A 24,421-nucleotide genomic window follows, 5' to 3' on the forward strand; every position below is an offset into this window, starting at 1 on the left:
CATGAAGCCTGCGCAAGCCATTGCCCGCCGGCGCACCGTGCGCCTGGCGGCAGCCAGCATCGGCATCGTCGCAATCGCCGGCTTCGGCGGCCTGGGCCTGCAGTCGTTGACGGCAGCGCCCCAGCCTGACCCGCTGGGCGAAAAAACCGGCGGCGAGACCACGGTGTTCGCCACCGGGCGCAATGCCTTCTCGTTCCCGGCCGCCAACCTGACCGACGAGGAGCGCACGCGCTTCGTCATCGGCAACTCGTTCTTCCGGCGCAACTGGGTGGAGGCGCCCGCGTCCACCAAAGCCCGCGACGGCCTCGGCCCGCACTTCATCGCGCGCTCGTGCGGCGGCTGCCACGTGCAGGACGGCCGGGGCGAGCCGCCAGCGATCTTCAACCGCCTGGGCGAAACGAAGGACCCCACCGTGGCCCTGCTGATACGCCTGTCCATCCCCGGCACCGACGTGCACGGCGGGCCGGTGCACGACCCGGTGTACGGCGACCAGTTCAACAACGCGGCCATCCAGGGCGTCAAGCCCGAAGGCCGCGTGACCCTGCGCTACGACACCATCAAAGGCAAGTTTGCCGACGGCACGCCCTACACGCTGCAAAAGCCCGTCTACGGTTTTGCCGACCTGGGCTACGGCCCCCTGCACAAGGACGTGATGACCAGCCCGCGCATCGCGCCGCAGATCATCGGCGTGGGCCTGCTCGAAGCCATTGCCGAGGCCGACATCCTGGCCAACGCGGCAGACCAGGCCGCCGCCCCGGGCCCCATCAAGGGCGTGCCCAACAAGGTGTGGGACGGCCCTGCCGGCCGCATGATGACGGGGCGCTTCGGCTGGAAGGCCAACGTGGCCACCATCGCGCACCAGACGGGCGGCGCCTTCCTGGGCGACATGGGCATCACCTCGCGCCACTTCGCGCAAGAGGCCTGCACGCCCACGCAGAAGGACTGCCTGGCCGCCCCCAGCGGCAAGAGCGGTGGCGAGCAAGGCCAGCCCGGCGTCGAGATCGACGACAAGACCCTCGCCGACGTGATCTTCTACCAAGCCACGCTGGCCCCGCCCGCGCGCCGCAACATCAACGATGCACAGGTGCTGCGCGGCCAGGCATTGTTCAGCCAGGCCCAGTGCGCTACCTGCCACCGCCCGAGCTACGTCACCAAAGAGGGGCCGTTTCCGCAACTGACGAGCAAGGCGCTGAGCGGACAACGCATCTTTCCGTACACAGACCTGCTGCTGCACGACATGGGCGAGCGCCTGGCCGACGGCCGGCCCGACTTCGGTGCCAACGGCCGGCAGTGGAAGACGCCTGCGCTGTGGGGCACGGGCCTGATCAAGGACGTGAACGGCCACACCCGCCTGCTGCACGACGGCCGCGCGCGCGGCGTGCTCGAAGCCGTGCTGTGGCATGGCGGCGAGGCCGAAGAGGCCAAGGACCAGGTGCTGAAGATGAAGAAGGCCGACCGGGATGCGCTCGTGAAATTCGTGGAGTCACTATGAGAATTTACCCCCACGCTCCCCACTCCGTGTGGTCGCTGCCCCCCGAGGGGGCCGCGTTTCATCTTGGGGCGGCCCGGCGATGAAAACATCCCTCCTTGCAGCCGCCCTGCTGCTGGCCACCCTGCCCCCTCTCACAGCGCAGGCACAGTCTGCGGCGCCCACTGCACCCGCCATCCCAGCCTGGCAGCGCAACGCCGTACCGTTCTACGACACGGTGCATGCGCTGCAAGGCATCTACGGCCACTGGGCCCTGCCACGCTCACAGGACTTTGACCGCGATGCCCGCGCCCTCGTGCCCGCCGTGGCGGCCCTGTGCCAGGCCTCGGCGGCAAACGGCAAGGCCGCGCTCGAGTCCGCACGCACCGCCTGGCAGGCCACGGCCCGCTCGTGGGAGCAGCTCGCCGCCGTGTCCGTCGGCCCGGTCATCGCACGCCGCAGCCAGCGCGCCATCGACTTCACGCCCACGCGCCCCGCATTGATCGAAAAAGCTGTCGCCACCCAGCCCCAGGGCGCCAAGGCCTTCGAGCGCATCGGCACGCCTGCCAAGGGCCTGCCCGCGCTGGAATGGCTGCTGTGGACGCGCCCGGCCCAGCCCGGCAGCCCTGCCTGCAGCTACGCGCACGAAGTGGCGCAGGATGTGGCGCGGGAATCCGCTGCACTGGCCAAGGCCTACGCCGACGCGGCGACCACCGACTGGGGCGCCGAGGACGAGCAGGAGGCGTCCACTGCGGCCATCAGCGAATTCGTGAACCAGTGGGTGGGCGGCATCGAGCGCCTGCGCTGGGCACAGATGGACAAACCCCTGCGCGCAGCCCAGGGAACGCGCACGCCGGACTACCCCCGCACCGCCAGCGGCACCACGCTGGCGGCCTGGGCGGCCACCTGGGGCGGCCTGCGCAGCGTGACCACCCTGCCCGCCAGCGCCGACATCCCTGCCGCCGGCGAAGCCCTGGTGCCGCTGGAGATGTACCTGCGCGGCAAGGGCTTGAACCCGCTGGCCGACAAGCTGCGCCAGGCCACCGACAAGGTCGACGCGTCGATGGCCCAGGTGCAGAAGTCGGGCCTGCAGAACAAGGCGTCCATCCAGCAGACGGCCAAGGACCTGACGGCGCTGAAATTTCTGGCCGAATCCGAAGTGGCGCCTGCGCTGCAGGTGAGCATCGGGTTTTCGGATGCGGACGGTGACTAGCAAACACAACCCCTGCGCGCAGCCAGCGCCCCCCTTGCTCGGGCAGAACCGGCGGCAGGTGCTGGCCATGCTCGCTGGCCTCAGCGCGTGGACGGTGCTGCCGCGCAGTGCATGGGCCAGCACCGGCGCAGGCGGCCCTGCAGGCATCTCGCTCGCGGCTGCCTGGGAGCGCGAGGGAAGCTTCTACATAGGCTCGCTGTCAGCGCACGAAGGCGCGGGCCAGGCCCTGCAGGTGCGCGCTGCGATGGAGGTGCCGACCCGCGCCCATGGCCTGTGCGTGCTGCCCGGCGGCGCGGTGCTGGCCGTGTCCCGCCGACCGGGCGACTGGATGGTGCACTGGCAGCCAGGCCGGGGCGACCGCCCACCCCTGTGGCTGTGGCAGGACGGAGAGCGCTCCTTCAATGGCCATGCACTGTGCAGCCCGGACGGCCAACGCGTCTACACCACCGAAACCGATACGGAAACCGGCCAGAGCTTGATCGGCGTGCGGCATGCCGCCACGCTGCAAAAAATCGCCGAGTGGCCCACCCACGGCATCGACGCCCACGAACTGATCTGGGACACCGGCAGTCGTGGCGCGCCCACGTTGATCGTTGCCAACGGCGGCGTGCCCACATCGCCTGAAACGGGCCGGGTCAAGCGCGATCTGGACACCATGGATTCGTCTCTGGTGCGGCTCGACGGCCGCAAGGGCGACCTGCTGGGCCAATGGCGGCTGGAGGACAAACGCCTGAGCCTGCGCCACCTGGCGTGGAGCCCCGATGGCAAGACACTGGGCATTGCGCTGCAGGCCGAGCATGGCGACAGCGCCGCCAAGGCGGCGGCGCCCATCCTGGCGCGGTTCGATGGACAACAGCTGACGACGCATGCGGCGCCGCGGTCGCTGTCTGGCTACGGTGGCAGCATTGCCGCAACCCGCGCTGGCTGGGCGGTGAGCTGCCCCCGGGTCGACGGCGTGGCGCACTTCGCGGCCGACGGCACCTGGCGCGGACTGATTCCGCTCGAAGAAGTATGCGCGCTGGCCGCCGATGCGCAAGACCAGCTCTGGGCGGCAGGGCTCACGCGCACCCTGCAGGACGCGCAGGGGGACCGCCCTGTCGCGCATCCGCATGCCCCCGCCCTGGCCGGTGCGCGCATGGACAACCACTGGGTGCGTCTCTGACGACGCGGTTGCGAACCGGCGGCTGCTACGGCCTCTGCTTCAGGCGGAATCACCGCGCCGCGCTGCACCGCGCCCAGCAGTACTCAATTCATCCGCTCACTGGCGGCCGCCCCGAAACAGAAAGTACCCCATCACGCAGGCCCCCACCACGGCCAGCATGCGGGCGATCCACGGAGCGACCAGCTAGGCGCCCACCACGCCGGTCACACGGCCCCACACCTGGGGCGACTGCAGGGCGCTGAGCGGCTTCTGCCCGCCCGGGCTCAACCCGCCATGGGCCGACGCGATGGGGTAGCCGCACCCCGGACAGGCCACGGCCAGCGAGGACACCTGTCGGTTGCAGTCGGGGCATGTGATCAACGCCATAAGCTCTCCTTCATGAGGGGACGCCACCCGCCGGTGGCTCGATCAATATCTGCACGCGCCGGTTGCGCTGGCGGCCCGCGGGGTCGTCCTGGCCGTCCGGCGTGGTGTTGGCAGCCACAGGTTCGCGCTTGCCGCGCCCCTGCGCTGCGGCACTGCGGCCCGTGCGCTCTTGCAGCGCTTGCGCCACCGCCTGGGAGCGGCGCTGCGACAGCGTGTCGTTGTAGCCATCGGAGCCTTTGCTGTCGGTGTGGCCCACGACGCGCAACGGCGCGCGCGGATAGCTCTGGATCAGCTCTGCTGCCTTCTGCAGCGTGGGCAGCGCATCGGGCCGCAGGTCGGCCTTGTCGAAGTCGAACAGCACGTCGGCAGGCAGGTCGATGGAGATTGCCTGCTGCGCAGTAGGCCGCGCACGGAGCTCTGCGAGCAAGCTGCGGGTGATGGCCAGCCGCTGCGGCGGCACCTCCGCCTGCCGCAGCAGCGTCGCCGGCGGCTGCGCTGCTGCGCCCAGCGAGGTGGCAGGCGCTGCGCCCTGCAGCGAGGTCTGCCGCGATGATGCGCCTAGCGCTCCCTGCGCATTCTCCGGGCTGAGCCGTGTGGCGGGAGCCGCGGCAGCCAGCCGCAATTGCGTGGGCACGTGTTTCAGCGACCGGCCGCTGCGCACATCAGCACCTGGCACCTGCTGTGCCCAGCCCGCCGACGCGGTCATCAGCAGCGTCGCAGCGACTCCGGTGGCCCTCGCTGCCACCACCGCCAGCACCCGTCCTTTCGGGGCTGGACTGAATGGACCACACGCCACGCGGTCAGCCCTTGGCGGCGGGCAGTGGCACGTCGATGGCCAGGCCAGGTGCCACGATGTTGTCGCCCTGGTTGCCGTCGTTGAACACCAGCTTGAGTTGCCGCGCACTGGGGGCCACACTGCCCATGAAGACGAGCTGCCCCTCCAGCGTTTGCCCCTCGCGGATGGTGATGTCCCGGTTGCCTTCGGGGCGCTGGATGTGCAGCTTGGCGCCGCTTTCGTCCTGCAGGTAGGTGTCGGCCAGCGCCAGCATCGTCGAGTTGGTGATGCGGTTGGCGAACGAGATGCTCACGTCCAGCACGGTGGCATCGCCACCCACTTCGGCACCTTTGATGCGCACAGTCAGCCCTGCAGGTGCGACCCCCTGTACGGCCAGCGGCAACTTGACGGGTGCGGCCTGCACAGCAGCGGTAGACGGGTGTGCCGGCGAAGCCGGCGCTGCAGCAGCCGCCACAGGATAGGCCGGTGCGGCAGGCACTGCGGGCATAGCAGGGGAGGCCGGCGATGGCGCCGCTGCCGCCCCGGTCGGCGGTGATGCCACGGGCTCGTTGACGCGATCACCGCAGGCGACCAGCCAGCTGGCGAGCAGCACTGCGGCGGCAGTCCGGCTCACAGGCTTGCTCCGAGTCTCGGGTGCGTCTCGCGACGGGATTGATGCCATGGTTTCCTCCCAGAATGGATCGCAGTGCACGCCCGGGAGCAGGGGGTGGGCGCCATGCGTTGAACAATTCTTGGAGACCCTGGCCGCGCAGGGGTAAGGAGTTGTAGGCAACCTTGCCGCGCTGCACTAGACCGTTCAACGCGCCACGAGGCTGCGCACGGAGGCCAAGGGCCATAGTGCCGGGCAATCCGTCGTTCCTCCGAGTTATGAAAACTCAATGAACACCGTCACAGCGCGTTACAGCATTGCGAAGCACGAAACACTCCCACAGCCATGAAGCTCACCCTTGCATCGTGGCAGCACGCTTGCGATGAAGGCCCGATGGCGCGGGCCCGCCGCCACCCGGAGACGTTGCTGTAGCAGGTTCAATCGCGACCGCGGCCAGCAGCGCGAACCGTCAATGCGCGCAACGCGGCAAGCACCTTGGCCGCGGCCTGTTCTGCAGTGTGGGCAGCCGTGTCGATCACCATTCGAGAGGCATCTGCACTGCTCTTCATCCCCTCCACGCGGTTGTGCCCGCCTTCCGGCCACGGCGCGTAGTCATGCTGGAGCACGGCCTCCCATCGGGGCGGCACGAGCCCCGGCACATCGGTGGGCCGTGTGTCCACCCGCTGCCGATGCGCGTGGATGTCGGAGCAGATGATCTCCACATCCAAGCACGGCGCCTGCGCATCCCGCGCCACGGCGTGCCACGCATGGCGCGTTACCGCCAAGGGGTTCACGCAGTCCACCAGCACCGGCAGGCCCTGCGCCAGCTGAGTGCGCGCCAGGGCATAGGCCACCACGTAGCCGGCAGGCCCCACATCGCCCTGCAGAGCCATGGAATCCCGCAATGCCTGTTCGATGGTGTCGATGCGAAGGTAGACCGCGCGCCACTGCGCCAGCAGCGCGCGCGCCACCGTGCTCTTGCCCACGCCTGGCAGTCCACCCAGCACCACAAGGGCGAGGCCACCGGCAGGAGAAAGAATGGGCGCAACGCTCACGACATGCCTTTCAGCGGTGGTGGGTTACGGCGCTCACCGGAGTGACAAGCAGGGCTGACGGACGGCATGCCAGGCCTGCCGCACTGCCCCTGAAAAAGCCATACCACGCCACATATGCCGTACAGCCGAGGCAGACAACTTCCAGGGCCTGCAGCACTCGGCCTGATCGGTAAGCGCCACGACAGCATGCTGCTCATCGGCATGGCGGGCTGTCTTCAGTCCACCACCGTGAGCTTGGCCACCGACAGCGCCAGCCACTTGGTGCCATGCCGCGGAAAGCTGACCTGTGCGCGTGCGTCGTCGCCCGTGCCTTCGATCGCCAGCACCTTGCCTTCGCCGAACTTGGTGTGGAACACCGCGATGCCCGCGCGCAGGCCGTGCGACGGCGCCGCCTTCTGCACCGGCACCGGGGGGCTGGCGAAAGTCTCGGACTTGAAGCCAAAAGGACCTCTACCGCTGGATCCATAAGCGCCACCAGCTCCTGAATGAGGAGCATAGGTGCCAAAGCCCTGCTGCTTGGGCGTGATCCACTTGAGCGCGGCCTCGGGCAGTTCTTCGAAGAACCGGCTCTTGATGTTGTAGCGCGTCTGGCCGTGCAGCATGCGGGTCTGCGAATGGCTCAGGTACAGGCGCTTGCGTGCGCGGGTGATGGCCACGTACATCAGGCGGCGTTCTTCTTCCAGGCCGTCGCGTTCGTTGGCGGAGTTCTCGTGCGGGAACAGGCCCTCTTCCATGCCGCCGATGAACACGCCATCGAACTCCAGGCCCTTGCTGGCGTGCACCGTCATCAACTGCACGGCGTCCTGCCCGGCCTGGGCCTGGTTGTCGCCGGCTTCCAGGGCCGCGTGCGTGAGGAAGGCGGCCAGTGGCGAGAGCGTCTCGCCCGTGTCGATGTCCACGATGCCGGGCACGGCCTGGGGCAGCGGCTCGTCGAGCACGGGGGCATTCGGATCCAGGCCCTGGCTCACGGCACTTTGCGAGAGCGGGGTGCCATGCTCGTCCAGCGGCAGGGCCACGGCGTCGCGGCCAAAGCCCTCTTGCGTGACGAAGCTCTCGGCCGCGTTCACCAGTTCTTCCAGGTTCTCGATGCGGTCGGCGCCCTCTTTCTCGGTGCGGTAGTGCTCCAGCAGGCCGGATGATTCGAGCATCTGCTCGATGATGCCGCGCAGGTTGAGGCCCTGGGTCTGCTCGCGCAGCACGTCCACCATGGCGACGAAGGCCCCCAGGTTGGCGCCCGCCTTGCCGGGCACGGCGCTCACGGCGTCGTGCAGCGAGCAGCCGGCGGTCTTGGCGGCATCCTGCAGCACCTCGATGCTGCGCGCACCGATGCCGCGCGGCGGAAAGTTGACCACGCGCAGGAAGCTGGTGTCATCGTGCTGGTTCTCCAGCAGGCGCAGGTAGGCCAGCGCGTGCTTGATTTCGGCGCGCTCGAAGAAGCGCAGGCCGCCGTACACGCGGTAGGGCACGCTGGCGTTGAACAGCGCCGATTCGATCACCCGGCTTTGGGCATTGCTGCGGTAGAGCACGGCGATCTCCTTGCGCTCGAAGCCATCGCTGCGCACGAGCTGCCGGATCTCGTCGACCATCCACTGCGCCTCCGCCAGGTCGGTGCTGGCCTCGTACACCCGCACCGGCTCGCCAGGGCCCTGCGTGGTGCGCAGGTTCTTGCCCAGGCGCTTGCTGTTGTGGCTGATGAGCGTGTTGGCCGAGTCGAGGATGTTGCTGTAGCTGCGGTAGTTCTGCTCGAGCTTGATCTGCCGCTGCACGTCGAACTCGCGCACGAAGTCGGCCATGTTGCCCACGCGTGCACCCCGGAATGCATAGATGCTCTGGTCATCGTCGCCCACCGCGATCACGCTGCCGCGCGCCTCGAAGCGCCCGCTGATCTCGTTGCCGGCCAGTTGCTTGAGCCAGGCGTACTGCAGCTTGTTGGTGTCCTGGAACTCGTCCACCAGGATGTGCGCGAAGCGGCGCTGGTAGTGCTCGCGGATGGGTTCGTTGTCGCGCAGCAGCTCGTAGCTGCGCAGCATCAGCTCGCCGAAGTCGACCACGCCTTCGCGCTGGCATTGCTCTTCGTACAGCTGGTAGACCTCGACCTTCTTGCGGCTGTCGCTGTCGTGCGTGGGCACGTCGCCGGGGCGCATGCCCTCTTCCTTGCAGCTGGCGATAAAGTAGGACAGCTGCTTGGGCGGAAACCGCTCTTCATCGACGTTGTACTGCTTGCACAGGCGCTTGATGGCGGAGAGCTGGTCTTGCGTATCGAGGATCTGGAACGACTGCGGCAGCCCCGCGGCCTTGTGGTGCGCGCGCAGCAGGCGGTTGCACAGGCCGTGGAAGGTGCCTATCCACATGCCGCGCACGTTCACCGGCAGCATCGCGGACAGGCGGGCCACCATCTCCTTGGCGGCCTTGTTGGTGAAGGTCACGGCCAGAATGCCGCCGGGCGTGGCGTAGCCGTTTTGCAGCAGCCAGGCGATGCGGGTGGTGAGCACGCGCGTCTTGCCGGACCCCGCGCCCGCCAGGATCAGCGCGTGGCCTGCCGGCAGCGTGACGGCGGCCAGTTGCTCATCGTTGAGGTTTTGCAGCAGGGGCGACGTGGGCTGCTGCGCAGCGGACGCAGAAAGGGGCTCGAAGCCAGCTAGCGAATCTTGTGGGGACATCCAGGCATTGTAGGAAAGCCTTCGTCCTATGATGCAGTGACATGCATCCATGGGAGGAACCTGCTGTGAAGGACAACATTCGCCGGCACGTGCTGGCTTGCGCAACAACACTGTCGGTCGTGCTGGCGGGCTGCGGCGGCGGCAACGGAGATACGGCGCAGGAAGGCCCCGGTGCAGGTGATGTGCCGCCGCTTGTGCCCATGCCTGCATTGACGTACTCCCAGGATGCAGCCGTGTGTGCCTGGATGGCTGCGCATGTCCAGCCCTTTGCATGGCCGGTCCAGGCGGTCGGCCCGCGCACGTGGGCACCTGCTACGGTGCAAACGGTGGACACCCCGATGCGCAACGCGCAAGGTCTGGCCCAGTACCGGGTGACCAGCAACCTGTTGGTGCTGCAGAGCCACTACGCACCTCAAATCCAGGCCAAGGGCCTTGCCCAGTCCAGCAGCCAGCTGTGGGCCCAGGAGGCTGCCTGCAAGTACGCCATCAGCGTGGAATCTCAGACCCTCACGAACCTCAGCTACGAATTCACAGCCTATATGCCCGACAGCACCGCTGCACGGGTTGCACAAGAGGACTACACCGCAGGCATCCGGCAGGTGCGCAAACCCGATCCATGCCGCCCTGAGGTTGTGTTTCCGGGTACGCCGCTCCCCCCTGAATGCCGGACCGGTACCTGACATGCGGTCTGCCATAGCTGCTGCCACACTCATCAGCGCCTGCCTGCCGCTGCTTGCTTCTGCGCAGGCCACCTGCTCCAGCGACGGCCAACCCCGGCCCGTCGCGGTGTTCGAGCGCTTCATCAGCGCAGACTGCGAAGCCTGCTGGGGTGAGTCGAACACGCCTGCGCCGTCGGCGCAGTCCGCTGCACTGGTCATCGACTGGATCGTGCCGACCGCCGCAGGCGACGACGCCCCGCTGTCGGCCGCCGCCACCAACGATGCGCTGGCACGTCTGCAGGCGCTGGGGCGCAGCGCGCCGGCGCGATCGGATGTGCACATCGCCGCGACCGAAGCCCCTGCGCCTGGCCGGCTGCGCGTGGCGCATGGCCTGCCCTTCAACGATTACCTGGGCGCGGCGATTTCGCTGAGCCCGGCCCGCGGCGGCTCGCAGCGCGGTGCAACCCCTGGCCCCTGGACTTTCCACCTTCTGCTGGTGGAGTCGATCCCTGCGGGCACCGAAGGCACCGCGGTAGCACGGAACGTGGTGCGAAACATGCTGCAGGGCAGCTGGGACAAGCGCAACCAGCTATCAAAAAAAGAGCAGTACGGATGGAAGGAGATTCGTCCCATGCGCATCCCTGAGGGCGCCAAGCCCGAGCGCCTGCGCATGGTGGGCTGGCTGCAGGATGCGCAGGGGCGCATGGTGGCCGCTGCGCAGTCCGCCTGCCGATAAACGGAAACGGTGGGCGCGAGATCGGGCAGCCCCGGCGCGGAAGGCCCGAAGGCCATACCGGTCATACCCCCATCGTTATAACGTGCACTGAACAGGCGGGTAGAATCAATCACCGGGCCCAAGTTTCTTGACGCCCGGTTTTTTGTGCCCGCGCACTGCGGGGTTCGGAGCGGCCACCACGGCCCCGCCCACAAACCAAGCCGGGGCCAGGCCAAGCGCCCACCGCAGCAGAAATCGTTTTGCTGCGTCCTTTGATGGAGCTTGGAATCTCATGGAAATCTTCGACTACGACAACGTTCTGCTGCTGCCCCGCAAGTGCCTCGTGGAAAGCCGCTCGGAGTGCAACGCCAGCGTGGAGCTGGGCGGGCGCTCTTTCCGGCTGCCGGTGGTGCCGTCCAACATGAAGACGGTGGTGGACGAACAGATCTGCACCTGGATGGCGAAAAACGGCTACTTCTACGTGATGCACCGGTTCGACCTCGACAACGTCCAGTTCGTGAAGGACATGCATGCGCAGGGCTGCTACGCCTCCATCTCGCTGGGCGTGAAGCAGCCCGACTACGACACCGTGGACCAACTGGTGGCCCTGGGCCTCACGCCCGAGTACATCACCATCGACATCGCGCACGGCCACGCCGACAGCGTGAAGAACATGATCGGCTACCTCAAGCAGCACCTGCCTGGCGCCTTCGTGATTGCCGGCAACGTGGCCACGCCCGAGGCCGTGATCGACCTGGAAAACTGGGGCGCCGACGCGACGAAGGTGGGCGTGGGCCCGGGCAAGGTGTGCATCACCAAGCTCAAGACCGGCTTTGGCACGGGCGGCTGGCAGCTGTCGGCCTTGAAGTGGTGCGCGCGCGTGGCCACCAAGCCCATCATTGCCGACGGCGGCATCCGCAGCCACGGCGACATCGCCAAGAGCATCCGTTTTGGCGCCAGCATGGTGATGATCGGCTCGCTGTTCGCCGGCCACGAAGAGTCGCCCGGCCAGACCGTCGAGGTCGATGGCGCGCTGTTCAAGGAGTACTACGGCTCGGCCAGCGACTTCAACAAGGGCGAGTACAAGCACGTCGAAGGCAAGCGCATCCTGGAGCCCGTGAAGGGCCAGCTGGCCAACACGCTCATCGAGATGGAGCAGGACGTGCAAAGCTCCATCAGCTATGCCGGTGGCAAGAAGCTGATGGACATCCGCAAGGTCAACTACGTGATCCTGGGCGGCGACAACGCGGGCGAGCACCTGCTGATGTAGCCGCCAGGCCGCGGCCCGCCGGCCCTACCTCCGCAACAGGTTCTGCGCCATGTGGTGCAGGTCCTTGCCGGGTTGGGCCAGCGTGTCGAGGATGCTGAAGTGGTGCAGCCCCGGTAATATCTGGCAGCGGGGCACCGAATGCTCACCCCAGGACTGCAGCATCAGGCCGTTCTGGCGGCGAAACTCTTCGCTCTCGTCCCCGCCGGCCACACAGTACAGAATGCCGTGCTCCGGAGCGAGCAGGCGCGAGGGGCTGTCCTGCAGCACCTGCTGATCGGTCAGGTGCAAGGCATCCTGCAGGAATGGCGTGTGCTTGAGCGGCTCCAGGTCATGCACGCCCGAGATCGACAGCGCACTGCGCACCAGCCCATCGGGCAGGCCGTTGCCGATCAGCGACCACACGCTGGTCAGCATCATGGCGGCCAGGTGCCCACCCGCCGAGTGCCCGGCCACCGTGATGCGCCGCGGGTCGCCCCCATGGCCCGTGATGCTGCGCGCCACCCACGCCACCGCCTTTTCCATCTGCCGCACGATGTGCGGGATGGTCACCGGCGCCTCGGGCGTGCCGGGGCACAGCGCGTAGTTGACCACCACCACGCAAAAACCCGCCTGCGTGAATGGCGGCGCGATGAAGGAATGGTCGGACTTGTCGAGCGCGCGCCAGTACCCGCCATGGATGAACACCAGCACCGGCACACCGCCCGGCGCGGTGCGCGCCGCGGGGAAGATGTCCAGCGTCTCACGCACGCCGGTGCCATAGGCCACATCCAGCACACAGGGCTGGCTGGCACGCACGTCGGCGGACGTCTTCGCCCAGCGCTGCAGGTAGTCCATGTGGTCGGGCACCAGGGCGCGGTTGTTGTACATGCGCTCCAGCCAGGCGGGGTCGTTCAGGGGCAGGCTCATGGATGTGTCTCCTTTTTTTGTGCTGCGGAATCATCTGGGCAATCGGGCCAAGCTGCAAGCTCCGTGACAGGCACGCGCAGCAAAAGGGACCATGATGTCCAGAGAGACAACATCAGAGGATGATCAGAGGATGGAGAGCGCCATGACCACCACCCCGCCACTTCCGCAGCTTCCACGGCTTCGCATCGCCGTCCTCGGCATTGGCATGATGGGCCGCCCCATGGCGCGCCGCCTGCGCGAAGCGGGCCACCAGGTCCACGCTTGGAACCGCACCCGCGCCAAGGCCGAGCCCCTGGCCGCGTTCGGCATCACCGTGCATGACACTCCTGCCAGCGCCGTCCAGCATGCCGACATCGTGGTCAGCCTGCTGGAAAATGGCCCCGTGGTCGGGCAGGTGCTTTTCGACACCGGCGCTGCCAGCGCCATGCGCAAGGGCGCGCTCTTCATCGACATGGCGTCCATCCAGCCCCGCGAAGCCCGCGACCACGCCGCCCGCCTGGGCGAGATGGGCCTCACGCACCTGGACGCCCCCGTCTCCGGCGGCACCGTGGGTGCCGAAAACGGCACCCTGGCCATCCTGGTCGGCGGGCGGCCCGAAGACTTCGCCCGCGGCCAACCCGTGTTCGAGGCCCTTGGCCGTGCCACCCACGTCGGCCCACACGGTGCGGGCCAATTGACCAAGCTGGCCAACCAGATGATCGTGGGCATCACCATCGGCGCCGTGGCCGAAGCGCTGCTGTTCGCCGCCAAGGGCGGCGCCGACATGGCCAAGGTGCGCGAAGCCATCAGCGGCGGCTTTGCGGACAGCCGCATCCTGCAGCTGCACGGCCAGCGCATGGTCGAACGCGATTTCGCCCCCCGCGGCCGCATGGCGGTGCAGCTCAAGGACATGCGCAACGCCCTGGCCACCGCCGGCGAGATCGGGTTCGACGCACCCATCACCGCCCTCTTCGAAAACCTGTACGCCGAAGGCGTGGAACACGGCCTGGGCGAACTGGACCACAGCGGCCTGTTCATCGAGCTGGCCAGCCGCAACGCGCAGCAATAATTTTTGGCACCACTTGCAAAGTGCCGAAAAACTAGTGCATAATTCGAGGCTCTGCAGCAATGCAGACAGATTTACGAAAAGTTTGGGTTCTTAGCTCAGTTGGTAGAGCAGCGGACTCTTAATCCGTAGGTCGAGTGTTCGAGTCACTCAGGACCCACCAAACTGCAAAAGCCGCTACAGCATCACGTTGTAGCGGCTTTTGTCATTGTGGCGCCGCTGGACTGCCGAAGCGGTGCTGCCACACGCCATTGACCATCACTTTCACCGGGACGGGCATGGCATTCACACGCTCGTAGCTCCGGCCGGGCAGCCTCCCTCTGTGTTCATCGGCGGTGGGCTACCATAGCCCGACGTCCTACAACGTGCACTCCACGCGAGGCTGCACACTCTCTCGTCCCGACGCTGGCGACACCCGCCGACGCGCGGCGCCCAGCCCGCCTACCCCGCACCGCCTCTTTTTGCACACCACCCCCAAGGAGATCCCGCCATGCCATCACCGCTGCACCGACGCAAAGCCTTGCTCATCGGAGCCAGTGCGTTGACGCCGGCGCTTTGGTCCGCTGCACGCGCGCAGCCCGCCGCCAGCGCAGCGCCGGTACCGTCGTTGTCCAAAGGCGGGCACTGGCCGGGATGGGACGTCTTCAAGGCGCAGTTCGTGAGCGGCGAAGGGCGTGTGATCTCCGACGACGGGGAAGGCGGGCGGACGTATTCGGAGGGGCAGTCCTATGGGCTGTTCTTCGCGCTGGTGGCCAACGACCGCAAGGGCTTCGACACGCTGCTGCGGTGGACCGAGAACAACCTGTGCGGCGGTGACCTGGGCGCGCGGCTGCCTGCCTGGCTGTGGGGCAAGCGCCCGGACGGGAGTTGGGGCGTGATCGACAGCAACGCAGCGTCGGACGCCGACATCTGGATCGCTTACGTGCTGGGTGAGGCCGCGCGGCTGTGGAAAGAACCCCGCTACCACGCGCTCGGCGCGCGCCTGGCGCAGCGCATCCTGGCCGAGGAGACGGCCGACATTCCGCAGTTGGGCCTGAGCCTCCTGCCCGGCCCGCGCGGCTTCGTCGAGGGCGAGGGCCGCTGGAAGCTCAACCCCAGCTACATGCCGCTGCAGGTGATGCAGCGGCTGGCCACGCTGTACCCGCAGCCCGCATGGAAGCAGCTGGCGCAAAGCTCCGAGAAGATCATCGTGGGGTCGTCCCCCAAGGGCTACACCCCCGACTGGACGCTGTACGACGCGCAACAAGGCTTCCTCGTCGATGAAAAGGGCAAGGAGAAAGGCCAGGGTGGCTACAACGCCATCCGCGTCTACCTGTGGGCGGGCATGCTGGCGCCCGGTACGACAGGCCGCAAGGCGGTGCTGGCAGCGCTGGCACCCATGGCGCGGCAGGTGCGCGAACAAGGCCATCCACCGGAATACGTCGACGTGCTCACCGGGCAAGGCTCCGGTCCGGGCCCGGCCGGGTTCTCTGCGGCGCTGCTGCCGTTCTTGCAAGCGCAAGGGGATGACAGCGCACTGAAGGCGCAGCGCGGCCGGCTGGCGGCCACGCCCATCCGGCCGACCGCCTACTACGAGCAAACGCTCTCGCTGTTTGGACAAGGCTGGATGGACGGCTGGTACCGCTTCTCTGCGTCGGGGCAGCTCACGCCCCAAAAGCGCAAGGCATCGTGAACGCGAAGTGTTGCGTGGGGCCATGCTGCTGCGTCGCGCCCAGGACCTCAGCACCCTCGCCGCCGCCATGACGCCTTAAGATTGCGCACCCCGCACGCGCATCCACACACAGTGCCCACAAGGCATGCATCGGCCTTCAAGCCTCCCAACCGCCCTGCCCCATGAATCCCAACGCCCACACGCTCTGGCGCGCCCCGCAATGGGCCTTGGCCGCCCTGCTCGCAGTCCTGGGCATGCTCGGGCCGTTCTCCATCGACACCTACATCCCGGCCTTCACCGGCATCGCGACGGCACTGGGCGCCACGCCGGTGGAGATGCAGCAGACCCTGTCGGCGTACCTCTTCGGCTTTGCGTTCATGAACCTGTTCCATGGCGCGCTGGCGGACAGCTTTGGCCGGCGGCCGGTGGTGCTGTGCGGCATTGCGATGTTCACCATCGCTTCGGCAGGTTGCGCGCTGTCGCAGAGCATCGGGCAACTGATCGCCTTCCGGGCGCTGCAGGGCCTGTCCACGGGCGCGGGCATCGTGGTGTCGCGGGCTGTGATCCGCGACATGTTCCCGCCCGCGCGGGCCCAGCAGGTGATGAGCCAGGTCACGATCTATTTCGGGGTAGCACCGGCGATTGCGCCCATCGTGGGCGGGTGGCTGTTCGTGCACACGGGCTGGCACAGCATCTTCTGGTTTCTAACCCTGGTGGGCGTGGTGCTGTGGGTCGCCAACTTCAAGTTGCTGCCCGAAACCCTGCACGCCGACCTGCGCCAGCCCTTCAATGTGCCGCACCTGATGCGGGGCTACTGGCAGCTGGGCTCGAGCCCGCGTTTCGTGCTGCTGGCGCTGGCCAGCGGGGTGCCGTTCAACGGCATGTTCCTGTACGTGCTGGCGGCACCGGCGTTCCTGGGCGAGCATCTGGCGCTGGCGCCCACGCAGTTCTTCTGGTTCTTCATCCTCACGATCTCGGGGATCATGGGCGGCGCCTGGCTCAGCGGGCGCCTGGCGGGCAAGATCGCGCCCAAGCGCCAGATCCGGCATGGATTCGTGATCATGTTCACCGTGGCCGTGCTGAACCTGGCCGCCAATCTGCTGGTTCCGGTGCACGTGGCGTGGGCACTGGCACCCATTGCCGTGTTTTCATTTGGCTGGGCGCTGATGGTGCCGGTGGTGACGCTGCTGGTGCTCGACCTGTACCCGGAGCGGCGCGGCATGGCTTCGTCGATGCAGGCTTTCGTGGGCTCCACCGCCAACGGAGTGGTCGCGGGCATCATCGTGCCGCTGGTGATGCACTCCACGGTGCTGCTGGCGGTGGCATCGCTGCTGATGCTGTGCGTGGGCCTGGGGGCGTGGATGTACTTGCACCACCGGTGGCCGGACATCGGGCGCACCGCAGCGGTGGGGTGACGAGACTGGCCCCGATGTGAAGCGCTGCGTCAATCGTCAGTCGTCAGTCGTCACGCATCACGCATCACGCATCACGCATCGTGCACCACCTGCTGCGCGCTTCTCGTGGCGCATCGGGCGATGTCCCTCGCGACTGATCAATCGGCCCCGTCCCTGCCCGGCTGGCGCCGGTCCACGCTCTTGTCCTGGTAATAACGCAGCTTCTCCGCGTACATAGCCTGGTCTGCGCGGTGGATCGCGGCCTCCACCGAATCGCCCGACCGGCAGGACGCCACACCCATCGCCAGACTGAGCGGCTGGCCGGGGTAGAACTGGTTGTTCAGGTCCACCATCGACAGGATGCGGTCCTGCAGCGCGTGGGCACTGCGCTCGTCCATGCCCGGCAGCAGCACGGTGAATTCATCGCCGCCGATGCGGGCCGCGCAGGCGGGCAGGTCGACGGCCTTGGCCAGGACCTCGCCCACGCGGCGCAGCATGGAGTCGCCTGCCGCATGGCCTTGCTCGTCGTTCACGAGCTTGAGGCCGTTGAGGTCGATGGCGATGATCGACAACGGCCACGGCCCCTTGCGGGTGATGCGGTTGAGCTCTTCGGCGTAGAACGCGCGGTTGCGCAGCTGGGTGAGCACGTCGTGCTTGCCCAGGTATTCGAGGTATGCCTCGGCCTTCTTGCGGGCGGTGATGTCCACCAGCGACAGCAGCACCAGCCCCCAGTCGGCCAGGTGGTCGGCCAGCACCGAGAACTGCATGTGGATGTGCACCGCGTCGCCCGAGAGCGCGTAGTTGACCACCTCGCGCTGCTGGAAGGTCTTGCCCTCCCACAGGTCGAGCAACTGCTCGGCGAAGGACTCGTGCATCTCGCCGCGGAAAACGCGGCCGATGTTGTTGAGCAGCATGTCCTTGCTGCTGGCACCGAACATCCGCAGCGTCTGCTGGTTGACATCGATGACGCGGATCTCCTGCATGCACCGCGACACGAACTCGGGGTGCACGGTGATGAAGGTCTTGAAGTCGTCGATGCCCTGCGCACGCACGCCATCGAGCAGGTGCTTGACCGCGCTGAAATCCTCCACCCACAACGACACGGGCGAGTGCTCGAACAGATCGCGTGCGTACTGCTCGCTGCGGCGCAACTGGCGGGCGCTGCGCACCTCGGGAGTGATGTCTTCCAGCGAGACCAGCACGCGGCTCCAGTTGTCGTCGTAGCCCGGCAGGATGCGGGCGCGGATCTTCACATCGAGGCGGCGGCCGTCCAATGCGTAGTTGACGGTCTGGTTGGAGAATTCCTTATGCCCTGCCCAGAGCTGTGCCAGCTCATGGGAGACCGCGTCGTGCATGTCGTCGCGAAACACCTTGTCCAGGTTCGCCTCGAGCACCTGCTGGCTTTCCGCGGCGAACAGCTCCAGCGTGCGCTGGTTGACCTTCAGGACCTTGAGCGAGGCGCTGCACTGGCGCACCCGCGCGGGGTCTGCCGCCAGATGGGCGCGGATGTCCGTGACGCCATCGGCGCGCCAGCCATCGAAAAGCTGCTTGAGCGCGCTGTAGTCTTCCAGCCAGAGCGACACGGGCGCCAGCTCGAACATGTGCTCAAAGTCCGCACCCGATGATAAAGAAGACGACACGGCAGATTCCTCCGGCGCCAATTATTGACGAGCCATTGCGTGATCGCCGCGGGTCGGGCCAGGAGCGCCATAAAAAAAGGCCGGCACCTTGCGGAACCAGCCTGTTGTGCCTGCATGGCCGGCACTGGCCGAGGCATGCAGAAAGACCCCCCTGTCCGGGGGATCTCGCTCAGCGCGCGGGGCGTGCCGGGCGCTTGCGCGCGTCGTGGGCCACGAAGGGCTTGCCGCCACCAGCACCTGCCGGCTTGGCAAAGTCGGGCCGGCGGGGTGCGAAGTCGCCGCGGGGTGCGCCAGCACCTTCGCCGCGTGGCGCAAAGCCAGCACGGCCGGCGTCGCCAAAGCCTGGCTTGCGGCCATAGCCTTCGCCATCACGGCGAGGAGCGCCGGGGGCAGCGCGGTTGCCACCGTCGCGGCCTGCAAAGCCACCACCGAAACCGCCACGGTCGTTGCCACCGAAACCGCCACGGTCATTGCCGCCAAAGCCACCGCGGTCGTTGCCGCGTGCGGGACCACCAAAGCGGCGATCACGGCCGTGGCCGCCATCACGGCCTTCGAAACCACCACCACCCGATCGGCCACGGCCGCCGAAGTCAGCGCGTGGAGCCTGGGGCGCGCGCTGTGCGGGTTCCATGCCAGGAATCACTTCCGGCTTGAATTGCTGCTTGCTGTACGACTCAATGTCGTAGATCTTGCGGCGATCGCGGAACTCGGCAAACGTGACAGCCAAGCCGTCGCGGCCAGCCCGGCCGGTACGGCCGATGCGGTGGGTGTAATCCTCGGCCTTCATGGGCAGGCCGAAGTTGAACACGTGCGTGATCGTGGGCACGTCGATACCGCGTGCTGCCACGTCGGTGGCCACCAGGATCTGCACCTGGCCGCTGCGCAGCGCCATCAGGCGGCGATTGCGCAGGCCCTGGCTCAGGGCGCCGTGCAACGCAACGGCGGAGAAACCGTCTTGCTGCAGGTCGTTGGCCAGGCCGTCGCACTCCACCTGGGTGCTGGCAAACACGATGGCCTGGTTGATGGTGGTGTCGCGCAGCCAGTGGTCGAGCAGCTTGCGCTTGTGCTGTGCGTTGTCAGCCCAGTGCAGGATCTGCTTGATGTTGGCGTGCTTGGCCTGTGGCGAGTCGATGGTGACCTTTTGCACCGACGAACCGCCGTCGTGCATCACACGCATCGCCAGCTGCTGGATGCGCGGCGCGAACGTGGCGCTGAACATCATGGTCTGCTTGCGCTGGGCGGTCAGTTGGTTCAGTTCGGCCAGATCGTCCGAGAAGCCCAGGTCGAGCATGCGGTCGGCTTCGTCGACGACCAGGAACTGCACCTTGTCGAGCTTGATCTGCATCGAGCGCTGCAGGTCCAGCAGGCGGCCGGGAGTGGCCACCACCAGGTCGGCGTTCTGCAGCTTGGCGATCTGCAGTTGGTAGGGCATGCCGCCCACCACGTTGGCCACGCGCAGGCCACGGCAATGCTTGACGAGGTCGATGGCGTCATGCGCCACCTGCTGCGCCAGTTCCCGCGTGGGGCACAGGATCAGGGCGCCAGGAGTGGCGGCCTTGAAATTGCGCGAGCTGGTGGGATCCTTGCGCTTGGCGCGCTTGGGAGCGGGTTCGCCACGCTCGGCGGCTTCGGCCACGGAACGCTCGAAAGCGGCGCGTTCTTCAGCTTCGGCAGCAGCTTGCTGGTTGATCAGCGTGTGCAGCACGGGCAGCAGGAAGGCTGCGGTCTTGCCGGAGCCCGTCTGGCTGGAAACCATCAGGTCGATGAAGTGCTTGGCATCGGCGCCGGCACCCATGGCCAGGGGGATGGCCTTGAGCTGCACGCTGGTGGGCTGGGTGTAGCCCAGGTCGGCCACAGCCTGCACGAGTTCAGGCGCCAGGCCCAGCTCGACAAAGCCGTTGGGCTGGGCCGTCACGGCCACTTCTGCCTCGGCGGAAACAATATCCGCCACGGCGTCCAGAGGGGAAGACTGCACGGAAACGTCGGCAGCAAAGGAAGTATCTGCAGGCGCGAATTCGCCCTGCACCAAAGAGGTGTCGGTCATGATTTTTCTCTCACGAAGACGGTCGCGGGCGCTGCCCACGATTGGCTTCGTCAAATGGTTAAAAAACATCAACCATCAAACGAAACCTGCGCTGGCGCTGAAGGCCTGAGCGGGTGGGCGTTATTCGCCAGTCCTGCACTGTCTGGTGACAGTCGGCTGGCAAGCCCGGTGTGTGAGGGGAGATGCACAAACTGCGCGGGATTCCTGCGCAGCCAGCGATTATCGCACGATTAAGGGTTTCCCCGCAATACCCTTTTTTTGCGGTGCGGGGAGTGGCATGCCGAACCCTGCGCGGGCCCCGCCGCCAGCAACGCTGGGCCTGGCCTTGCCAGTCGCCCTCGCAACGGGGCGCTGCGGCAGCTCAGGGCTCAGGGCGCCTTCACCTCCACGGCCAGCAGGTGCTGGCGGTAGTGCGCCAGCTCTTCGATGGATTCATGCACGTCGGCCAGCGCCGTGTGCTTTTGGGCCTTCTTGAAGCTGGTATAGGCCTCGGGCTTCCAGCGCTTGGCCAGTTCCTTGAGCGTGCTCACGTCCACATTGCGGTAGTGGAAGAACCGCTCCAGCTTGGGCATGTAGCGCACCAGAAAGCGCCGGTCCTGCCCGATGCTGTTGCCGCACATCGGGGCCACGCCCTTGGGTACGTACTTCGCCAAAAAGGCGAGGATCTGCTGCTCGGCGGCTTCTTCGGTCACCGTGGAGGCCTTCACCTTGTCGATGAGGCCGCTGCGGCCGTGCGTGCCCTTGTTCCACGCGTCCATGCCGTTGAGCAGTTCGTCGGACTGGTGGATGGCGAACACGGGCCCTTCGATGCGGGGCTCCAGGTGAGGGCCGGTCACGACGACGGCGATCTCCAGCAGGCGGTCGGTGTCGGGCTCGAGGCCGGTCATTTCACAATCGAGCCAGACGAGGTTCTGGTCGGACTTGGCAAGCACAGGTGTGGGGGTGGGTGGGGCTTCGGACATGGCGCGCATTGTCGCCGATGCCCCCGTTGCCGACAGGTACAGCGCGCCACCCTGGCGCGGCGCCGCCCGGTAAACTCTGAGCCCACATGCCCATCACCGACGACCTTTCTCCTTCCCTGCTGCTGACGCTGGCGTTCGCCGCCGCGCTGTCATTGGGGCTTGTCATCAAGCTGTGGCTCGCCACCCGGCAGATCCGCCACGTAGCGCGCCACCGGGACGCAGTACCCGCAGCCTTCGCTGAACGCATCCCGCTGGCCGCGCACCAGAAGGCGGCCGACTACACCGTGACCAAGGCCCGCCTGGGGCTGCTGGAGATGTCGCTGGGCGCCGCGGTGCTGCTGTGCTGGACGCTCTTGGGCGGCCTGGATGCGCTGAACCAGGCGCTGCTGGGGCTGATGGGCGGCGGCATGGGGCAGCAACTGGCGCTGCTGGTGGCCTTTGCCGCCATCGGCGGCCTCATCGACCTGCCGCTCTCGCTGTACCAGACCTTCGTGGTGGAAGAGCGCTTCGGCTTCAACAAGATGACCTGGCGGCTGTGGCTGGGCGACGCCGTCAAAGGCCTGCTGGTGGGCGCCGTCATCGGCCTGCCGATCGCGGCCATGATCCTCTGGCTCATGGGCGCTGCGGGCCCGCTGTGGTGGCTGTGGGCCTGGTGCTTCTGGATGGGGTTCAACCTGCTGCTGATGGTGGTCTACCCCACCTTCATCGCCCCGCTGTTCAACAAGTTCCAGCCGCTCGAAGACGAATCGCTCAAGGCCCGCGTGACGGCGCTGATGCAGCGCTGTGGCTTCTCGGCCAAGGGCCTGTTCGTGATGGACGGCAGCCGCCGCAGCGCGCATGCCAATGCGTACTTCACCGGCTTTGGCGCCGCCAAGCGCGTGGTGTTCTACGACACGCTGCTGCGCCAGCTGGCCCCCGGCGAGGTCGAGGCCGTGCTGGCCCATGAACTCGGCCACTTCAAGCACCGTCACATCATCCAGCGCATCGTCACCATGTTCGCCCTGAGCCTGGCGGGGTTCGCGCTGCTGGGCTGGCTGTCCACCCAGGTGTGGTTCTATACGGGCCTGGGCGTGCGTCCCAACATCTCGCTGGACCCGGCCATGGCCGCTGCGCCCAACGACGCCCTGGCCCTGCTGCTGTTTCTGCTGGTGGTGCCGGTGTTCACCTTCTTCATCTCGCCCCTGTTCTCGCAACAGTCGCGCCGCCACGAGTTCCAGGCCGACGCCTATGCCGTGGCCCAGTCCAGCGGCGCCGATCTGTCCTCGGCCCTGCTCAAGCTGTACGAGGACAATGCCTCCACCCTCACGCCCGACCCGGTGTACGTGAAGTTCTACTACTCGCACCCGCCCGCCACCGAGCGGCTGGCACGCATGCAACCTACGGCCCAACCATGACAACCTCCATGCTCAAGAAAAAAGACTGGTCCACCCAGACCCGCCGCGCGCTGACCGCGACCGAAGTGGTCGCCAACCTGGCCAAGGTCGAGGGCTGGAAGCTCACCGGCGACGGCGCCGATGTGGCGATCGAGAAGACCTACCATTTCGCCAACTACTACGAGACCATCTCGTTCGTGAACGCACTGGCCTTCGTCGCCAACGCGCAGGACCACCACCCCGACCTGTCGGTGCACTACAACCGCTGCGTGGTGCGCCTGAACACCCACGACGTGCACGGCATCTCTTCCACCGACTTCGAGTGCGCGACCCAGTTCGATGCGCTCGTGGCCTGACTGCAGCCGCCGCCGCATGACACCTCACCCCCACCACCATGGCTGAGCGCAGCGCCCTCATGGAAGGCACGGTGGTTGCCAGCCACGGGCGCCACTGCATGGTCGAGACCCCCGACGGCGAGCGCCGCATCTGCCACCCCCGGGGCAAGAAAAGCCAGTCCGTGGTGGGCGACCGTGTGCTGTGGCAAGCGCCACCGCCCGGCCAGGGCGACGAGGGCACCATCGAGAAGGTGCAGCCGCGGCGCAACCTGTTCTATCGGCAGGACGAGATCCGCACCAAGTCGTTCGCCGCCAACCTGGACCAGGTCCTCATCCTCATCGCGGCAGAGCCCGTGTTTTCGGAAAGCCAGCTCGCACGCGCGCTGATTGCCGCCGAGGCCGAAGGCATCCAGCCCATCATCGGCCTGAACAAGAGCGACCTGGTGGAGCCCTTCGCCCGTGCCTGGGAGCGTCTGGTGCCCTACCGCCACATGGGTGCGGGCAAGCACTATGGCGTGCTGCCGCTGTCGCTGACCCTGTCGAGCGAAGTGGACCGCGCCCTGCTGATGGAGCACCTTCAAGGCAAGACCACCCTGGTGCTGGGCCCCTCGGGTTCGGGCAAGAGCACGCTGATCAACCTGCTGGTGCCAGGCGCCACGGTGCTGACGGGCGAGATCTCGCAGGCGCTGAACTCCGGCAAGCACACCACCACCAGCACGCACTGGTACTGGATGGACAAGGAGCGCACCACCGCGCTGATTGACTCGCCGGGCTTTCAGGAATTCGGCCTGCACCACATCGCCCCCATGCAGCTGGCCGCGTGCATGCCGGACATCGCCGAACACGCCACCCACTGCAAGTTCTACAACTGCACCCACCTGCACGAGCCTGGCTGCGGCGTGCTGGATGCGGTGAGACTGGGCCCTTCCGCTGGCGGGATCAGCCCCACCCGCTACAAAATCTATAGCGACCTGTTTGAAGAGCTGAGCCACACCCGGTATTGACCGGGGTATGGGTAGCTGCACGGTGCGGGAAACAAATAGACGCGGGCCTTGAAGCGCACCGCCCTCCACGTAGGCATGCACCACACCAGCGCACCCGTGGAACTGGCTTCGCCA

Annotated in this window: 21 protein-coding genes and 1 tRNA gene; 13 read left to right on the plus strand and 9 right to left on the minus strand. The window is 67.1% G+C overall.

The genetic code is table 11. The annotated features are described in order from the left end of the window. The first annotated feature begins 1 nt into the window (after position 1). The 3 genes from ACIGHN_RS01190 (at position 2) to ACIGHN_RS01200 (ending at position 3,843) form a co-directional block, all read left to right on the plus strand. Complete coding sequence (locus tag ACIGHN_RS01190) at positions 2 to 1,492, plus strand: di-heme oxidoredictase family protein (protein ID WP_396502939.1); 1,491 nt, start codon at positions 2 to 4, stop codon at positions 1,490 to 1,492. 79 nt (positions 1,493 to 1,571) lie between these two features. Next, positions 1,572 to 2,681, plus strand: coding sequence for an imelysin family protein (locus ACIGHN_RS01195; protein WP_396502940.1), 1,110 nt, complete (start codon positions 1,572 to 1,574; stop codon positions 2,679 to 2,681). Between the two features lie 67 nt (positions 2,682 to 2,748). Continuing rightward, positions 2,749 to 3,843 carry a DUF1513 domain-containing protein gene (locus ACIGHN_RS01200; RefSeq protein ID WP_396502941.1) on the plus strand — a complete coding sequence of 365 codons (1,095 nt, stop codon included), beginning with the start codon at positions 2,749 to 2,751 and terminating at the stop codon, positions 3,841 to 3,843. Positions 3,844 to 4,026: 183 nt separating this feature from the next. Here the strand turns inward: ACIGHN_RS01200 and ACIGHN_RS01205 are convergent, their stop codons facing one another. The 5 genes from ACIGHN_RS01205 to ACIGHN_RS01225 form a co-directional block, all read right to left on the minus strand. Continuing rightward, a complete protein-coding gene (locus tag ACIGHN_RS01205) occupies positions 4,027 to 4,209 on the minus strand; it encodes a hypothetical protein (RefSeq protein WP_396502942.1) in 183 nt (60 codons plus the stop codon). A gap of 10 nt (positions 4,210 to 4,219) precedes the next feature. Next, positions 4,220 to 4,843: an OmpA family protein gene (locus tag ACIGHN_RS01210; protein WP_396502943.1), complete on the minus strand. Its 624-nt coding sequence runs from the start codon at positions 4,841 to 4,843 to the stop codon at positions 4,220 to 4,222. Between the two features lie 166 nt (positions 4,844 to 5,009). Next, the gene (locus ACIGHN_RS01215) at positions 5,010 to 5,618 is read right to left on the minus strand and encodes a hypothetical protein (protein WP_235503994.1); all 609 of its coding nucleotides are present in this window, start codon (positions 5,616 to 5,618) and stop codon (positions 5,010 to 5,012) included. Between the two features lie 413 nt (positions 5,619 to 6,031). Beyond that, positions 6,032 to 6,649 (minus strand): AAA family ATPase, encoded by a 618-nt coding sequence (locus ACIGHN_RS01220; RefSeq protein WP_235503993.1) that lies wholly within the window; start codon positions 6,647 to 6,649, stop codon positions 6,032 to 6,034. A gap of 215 nt (positions 6,650 to 6,864) precedes the next feature. After that, positions 6,865 to 9,309: a UvrD-helicase domain-containing protein gene (locus tag ACIGHN_RS01225; protein ID WP_396502944.1), complete on the minus strand. Its 2,445-nt coding sequence runs from the start codon at positions 9,307 to 9,309 to the stop codon at positions 6,865 to 6,867. A 65-nt stretch (positions 9,310 to 9,374) separates the two neighbouring features. Between ACIGHN_RS01225 and ACIGHN_RS01230 the strand changes: the two genes are divergently transcribed. From ACIGHN_RS01230 to ACIGHN_RS01240, 3 genes are all read left to right on the plus strand, one after another. Further along, positions 9,375 to 9,989: a hypothetical protein gene (locus ACIGHN_RS01230; protein WP_396502945.1), complete on the plus strand. Its 615-nt coding sequence runs from the start codon at positions 9,375 to 9,377 to the stop codon at positions 9,987 to 9,989. Between the two features lies 1 nt (position 9,990). Beyond that, entirely contained in the window at positions 9,991 to 10,704 is a 714-nt protein-coding gene (locus ACIGHN_RS01235; protein WP_396502946.1) for a hypothetical protein, read from the plus strand. A 271-nt stretch (positions 10,705 to 10,975) separates the two neighbouring features. After that, positions 10,976 to 11,953 (plus strand): GMP reductase, encoded by a 978-nt coding sequence (locus ACIGHN_RS01240; protein WP_396502947.1) that lies wholly within the window; start codon positions 10,976 to 10,978, stop codon positions 11,951 to 11,953. 24 nt (positions 11,954 to 11,977) lie between these two features. Here the strand turns inward: ACIGHN_RS01240 and ACIGHN_RS01245 are convergent, their stop codons facing one another. Further along, entirely contained in the window at positions 11,978 to 12,859 is an 882-nt protein-coding gene (locus tag ACIGHN_RS01245; protein WP_396502948.1) for an alpha/beta hydrolase, read from the minus strand. Positions 12,860 to 12,953: 94 nt separating this feature from the next. On the opposite strand from ACIGHN_RS01245, the gene ACIGHN_RS01250 reads away from it, so the two are divergent. The 4 genes from ACIGHN_RS01250 to ACIGHN_RS01265 all read left to right on the plus strand — a co-directional run bounded on the left by ACIGHN_RS01250 (position 12,954) and on the right by ACIGHN_RS01265 (position 16,970). Next, positions 12,954 to 13,907 carry an NAD(P)-dependent oxidoreductase gene (locus ACIGHN_RS01250; protein WP_326938704.1) on the plus strand — a complete coding sequence of 318 codons (954 nt, stop codon included), beginning with the start codon at positions 12,954 to 12,956 and terminating at the stop codon, positions 13,905 to 13,907. Positions 13,908 to 13,991: 84 nt separating this feature from the next. Beyond that, a tRNA-Lys gene (locus ACIGHN_RS01255) sits at positions 13,992 to 14,067 on the plus strand. A gap of 327 nt (positions 14,068 to 14,394) precedes the next feature. After that, complete coding sequence (gene bcsZ / locus ACIGHN_RS01260) at positions 14,395 to 15,576, plus strand: cellulose synthase complex periplasmic endoglucanase BcsZ (RefSeq protein WP_396502949.1); 1,182 nt, start codon at positions 14,395 to 14,397, stop codon at positions 15,574 to 15,576. A 161-nt stretch (positions 15,577 to 15,737) separates the two neighbouring features. Continuing rightward, complete coding sequence (locus ACIGHN_RS01265; protein WP_056416098.1) at positions 15,738 to 16,970, plus strand: multidrug effflux MFS transporter; 1,233 nt, start codon at positions 15,738 to 15,740, stop codon at positions 16,968 to 16,970. A gap of 137 nt (positions 16,971 to 17,107) precedes the next feature. On the opposite strand, the gene ACIGHN_RS01270 is transcribed toward ACIGHN_RS01265, so the two are convergent. The 3 genes from ACIGHN_RS01270 to orn all read right to left on the minus strand — a co-directional run bounded on the left by ACIGHN_RS01270 (position 17,108) and on the right by orn (position 21,595). After that, positions 17,108 to 18,589, minus strand: a complete 1,482-nt coding sequence (locus tag ACIGHN_RS01270) for a diguanylate cyclase domain-containing protein (protein ID WP_235503992.1) — start codon at positions 18,587 to 18,589, stop codon at positions 17,108 to 17,110. 169 nt (positions 18,590 to 18,758) lie between these two features. Further along, on the minus strand, positions 18,759 to 20,633 hold the full coding sequence (locus ACIGHN_RS01275) for a DEAD/DEAH box helicase (protein WP_056416091.1): 1,875 nt from the start codon (positions 20,631 to 20,633) through the stop codon (positions 18,759 to 18,761). A gap of 368 nt (positions 20,634 to 21,001) precedes the next feature. Continuing rightward, positions 21,002 to 21,595 carry an oligoribonuclease gene (gene orn, locus ACIGHN_RS01280; protein WP_056416401.1) on the minus strand — a complete coding sequence of 198 codons (594 nt, stop codon included), beginning with the start codon at positions 21,593 to 21,595 and terminating at the stop codon, positions 21,002 to 21,004. Between the two features lie 86 nt (positions 21,596 to 21,681). Between orn and ACIGHN_RS01285 the strand changes: the two genes are divergently transcribed. Genes ACIGHN_RS01285 through rsgA form a run of 3 tightly spaced genes read left to right on the plus strand, consistent with a single transcriptional unit; the run spans position 21,682 to position 24,307 of the window. Next, a complete protein-coding gene (locus ACIGHN_RS01285; protein WP_396502950.1) occupies positions 21,682 to 22,989 on the plus strand; it encodes a M48 family metallopeptidase in 1,308 nt (435 codons plus the stop codon). Continuing rightward, positions 22,986 to 23,324 (plus strand): 4a-hydroxytetrahydrobiopterin dehydratase, encoded by a 339-nt coding sequence (locus tag ACIGHN_RS01290; protein ID WP_056416087.1) that lies wholly within the window; start codon positions 22,986 to 22,988, stop codon positions 23,322 to 23,324. The genes ACIGHN_RS01285 and ACIGHN_RS01290 overlap by 4 nt, the downstream gene beginning before the upstream one ends. A gap of 38 nt (positions 23,325 to 23,362) precedes the next feature. Beyond that, positions 23,363 to 24,307 carry a ribosome small subunit-dependent GTPase A gene (rsgA, locus tag ACIGHN_RS01295; protein ID WP_396502951.1) on the plus strand — a complete coding sequence of 315 codons (945 nt, stop codon included), beginning with the start codon at positions 23,363 to 23,365 and terminating at the stop codon, positions 24,305 to 24,307. Positions 24,308 to 24,421: the final 114 nt, after the last annotated feature.

The organism is Acidovorax sp. NPDC077693 (genome assembly GCF_044542805.1).
GTDB lineage: Bacteria > Pseudomonadota > Gammaproteobacteria > Burkholderiales > Burkholderiaceae_C > Acidovorax.

Excerpts from the sequence above, each read along its gene's own strand:
- ACIGHN_RS01225 (WP_396502944.1), bottom strand. The coding sequence starts at position 9,309 with ATGTCCCCACAAGATTCGCTAGCTGGCTTCGAGCCCCTTTCTGCGTCC.
- bcsZ (WP_396502949.1), top strand. The coding sequence starts at position 14,395 with ATGCCATCACCGCTGCACCGACGCAAAGCCTTGCTCATCGGAGCCAGT.
- ACIGHN_RS01245 (WP_396502948.1), bottom strand. The coding sequence starts at position 12,859 with ATGAGCCTGCCCCTGAACGACCCCGCCTGGCTGGAGCGCATGTACAAC.
- orn (WP_056416401.1), bottom strand. The coding sequence starts at position 21,595 with ATGTCCGAAGCCCCACCCACCCCCACACCTGTGCTTGCCAAGTCCGAC.
- ACIGHN_RS01265 (WP_056416098.1), top strand. The coding sequence starts at position 15,738 with ATGAATCCCAACGCCCACACGCTCTGGCGCGCCCCGCAATGGGCCTTG.
- ACIGHN_RS01235 (WP_396502946.1), top strand. The coding sequence starts at position 9,991 with ATGCGGTCTGCCATAGCTGCTGCCACACTCATCAGCGCCTGCCTGCCG.
- rsgA (WP_396502951.1), top strand. The coding sequence starts at position 23,363 with ATGGCTGAGCGCAGCGCCCTCATGGAAGGCACGGTGGTTGCCAGCCAC.
- ACIGHN_RS01275 (WP_056416091.1), bottom strand. The coding sequence starts at position 20,633 with ATGACCGACACCTCTTTGGTGCAGGGCGAATTCGCGCCTGCAGATACT.
- ACIGHN_RS01190 (WP_396502939.1), top strand. The coding sequence starts at position 2 with ATGAAGCCTGCGCAAGCCATTGCCCGCCGGCGCACCGTGCGCCTGGCG.
- ACIGHN_RS01195 (WP_396502940.1), top strand. The coding sequence starts at position 1,572 with ATGAAAACATCCCTCCTTGCAGCCGCCCTGCTGCTGGCCACCCTGCCC.
- ACIGHN_RS01285 (WP_396502950.1), top strand. The coding sequence starts at position 21,682 with ATGCCCATCACCGACGACCTTTCTCCTTCCCTGCTGCTGACGCTGGCG.
- ACIGHN_RS01250 (WP_326938704.1), top strand. The coding sequence starts at position 12,954 with ATGTCCAGAGAGACAACATCAGAGGATGATCAGAGGATGGAGAGCGCC.
- ACIGHN_RS01205 (WP_396502942.1), bottom strand. The coding sequence starts at position 4,209 with ATGGCGTTGATCACATGCCCCGACTGCAACCGACAGGTGTCCTCGCTG.
- ACIGHN_RS01240 (WP_396502947.1), top strand. The coding sequence starts at position 10,976 with ATGGAAATCTTCGACTACGACAACGTTCTGCTGCTGCCCCGCAAGTGC.
- ACIGHN_RS01290 (WP_056416087.1), top strand. The coding sequence starts at position 22,986 with ATGACAACCTCCATGCTCAAGAAAAAAGACTGGTCCACCCAGACCCGC.
- ACIGHN_RS01200 (WP_396502941.1), top strand. The coding sequence starts at position 2,749 with ATGCTCGCTGGCCTCAGCGCGTGGACGGTGCTGCCGCGCAGTGCATGG.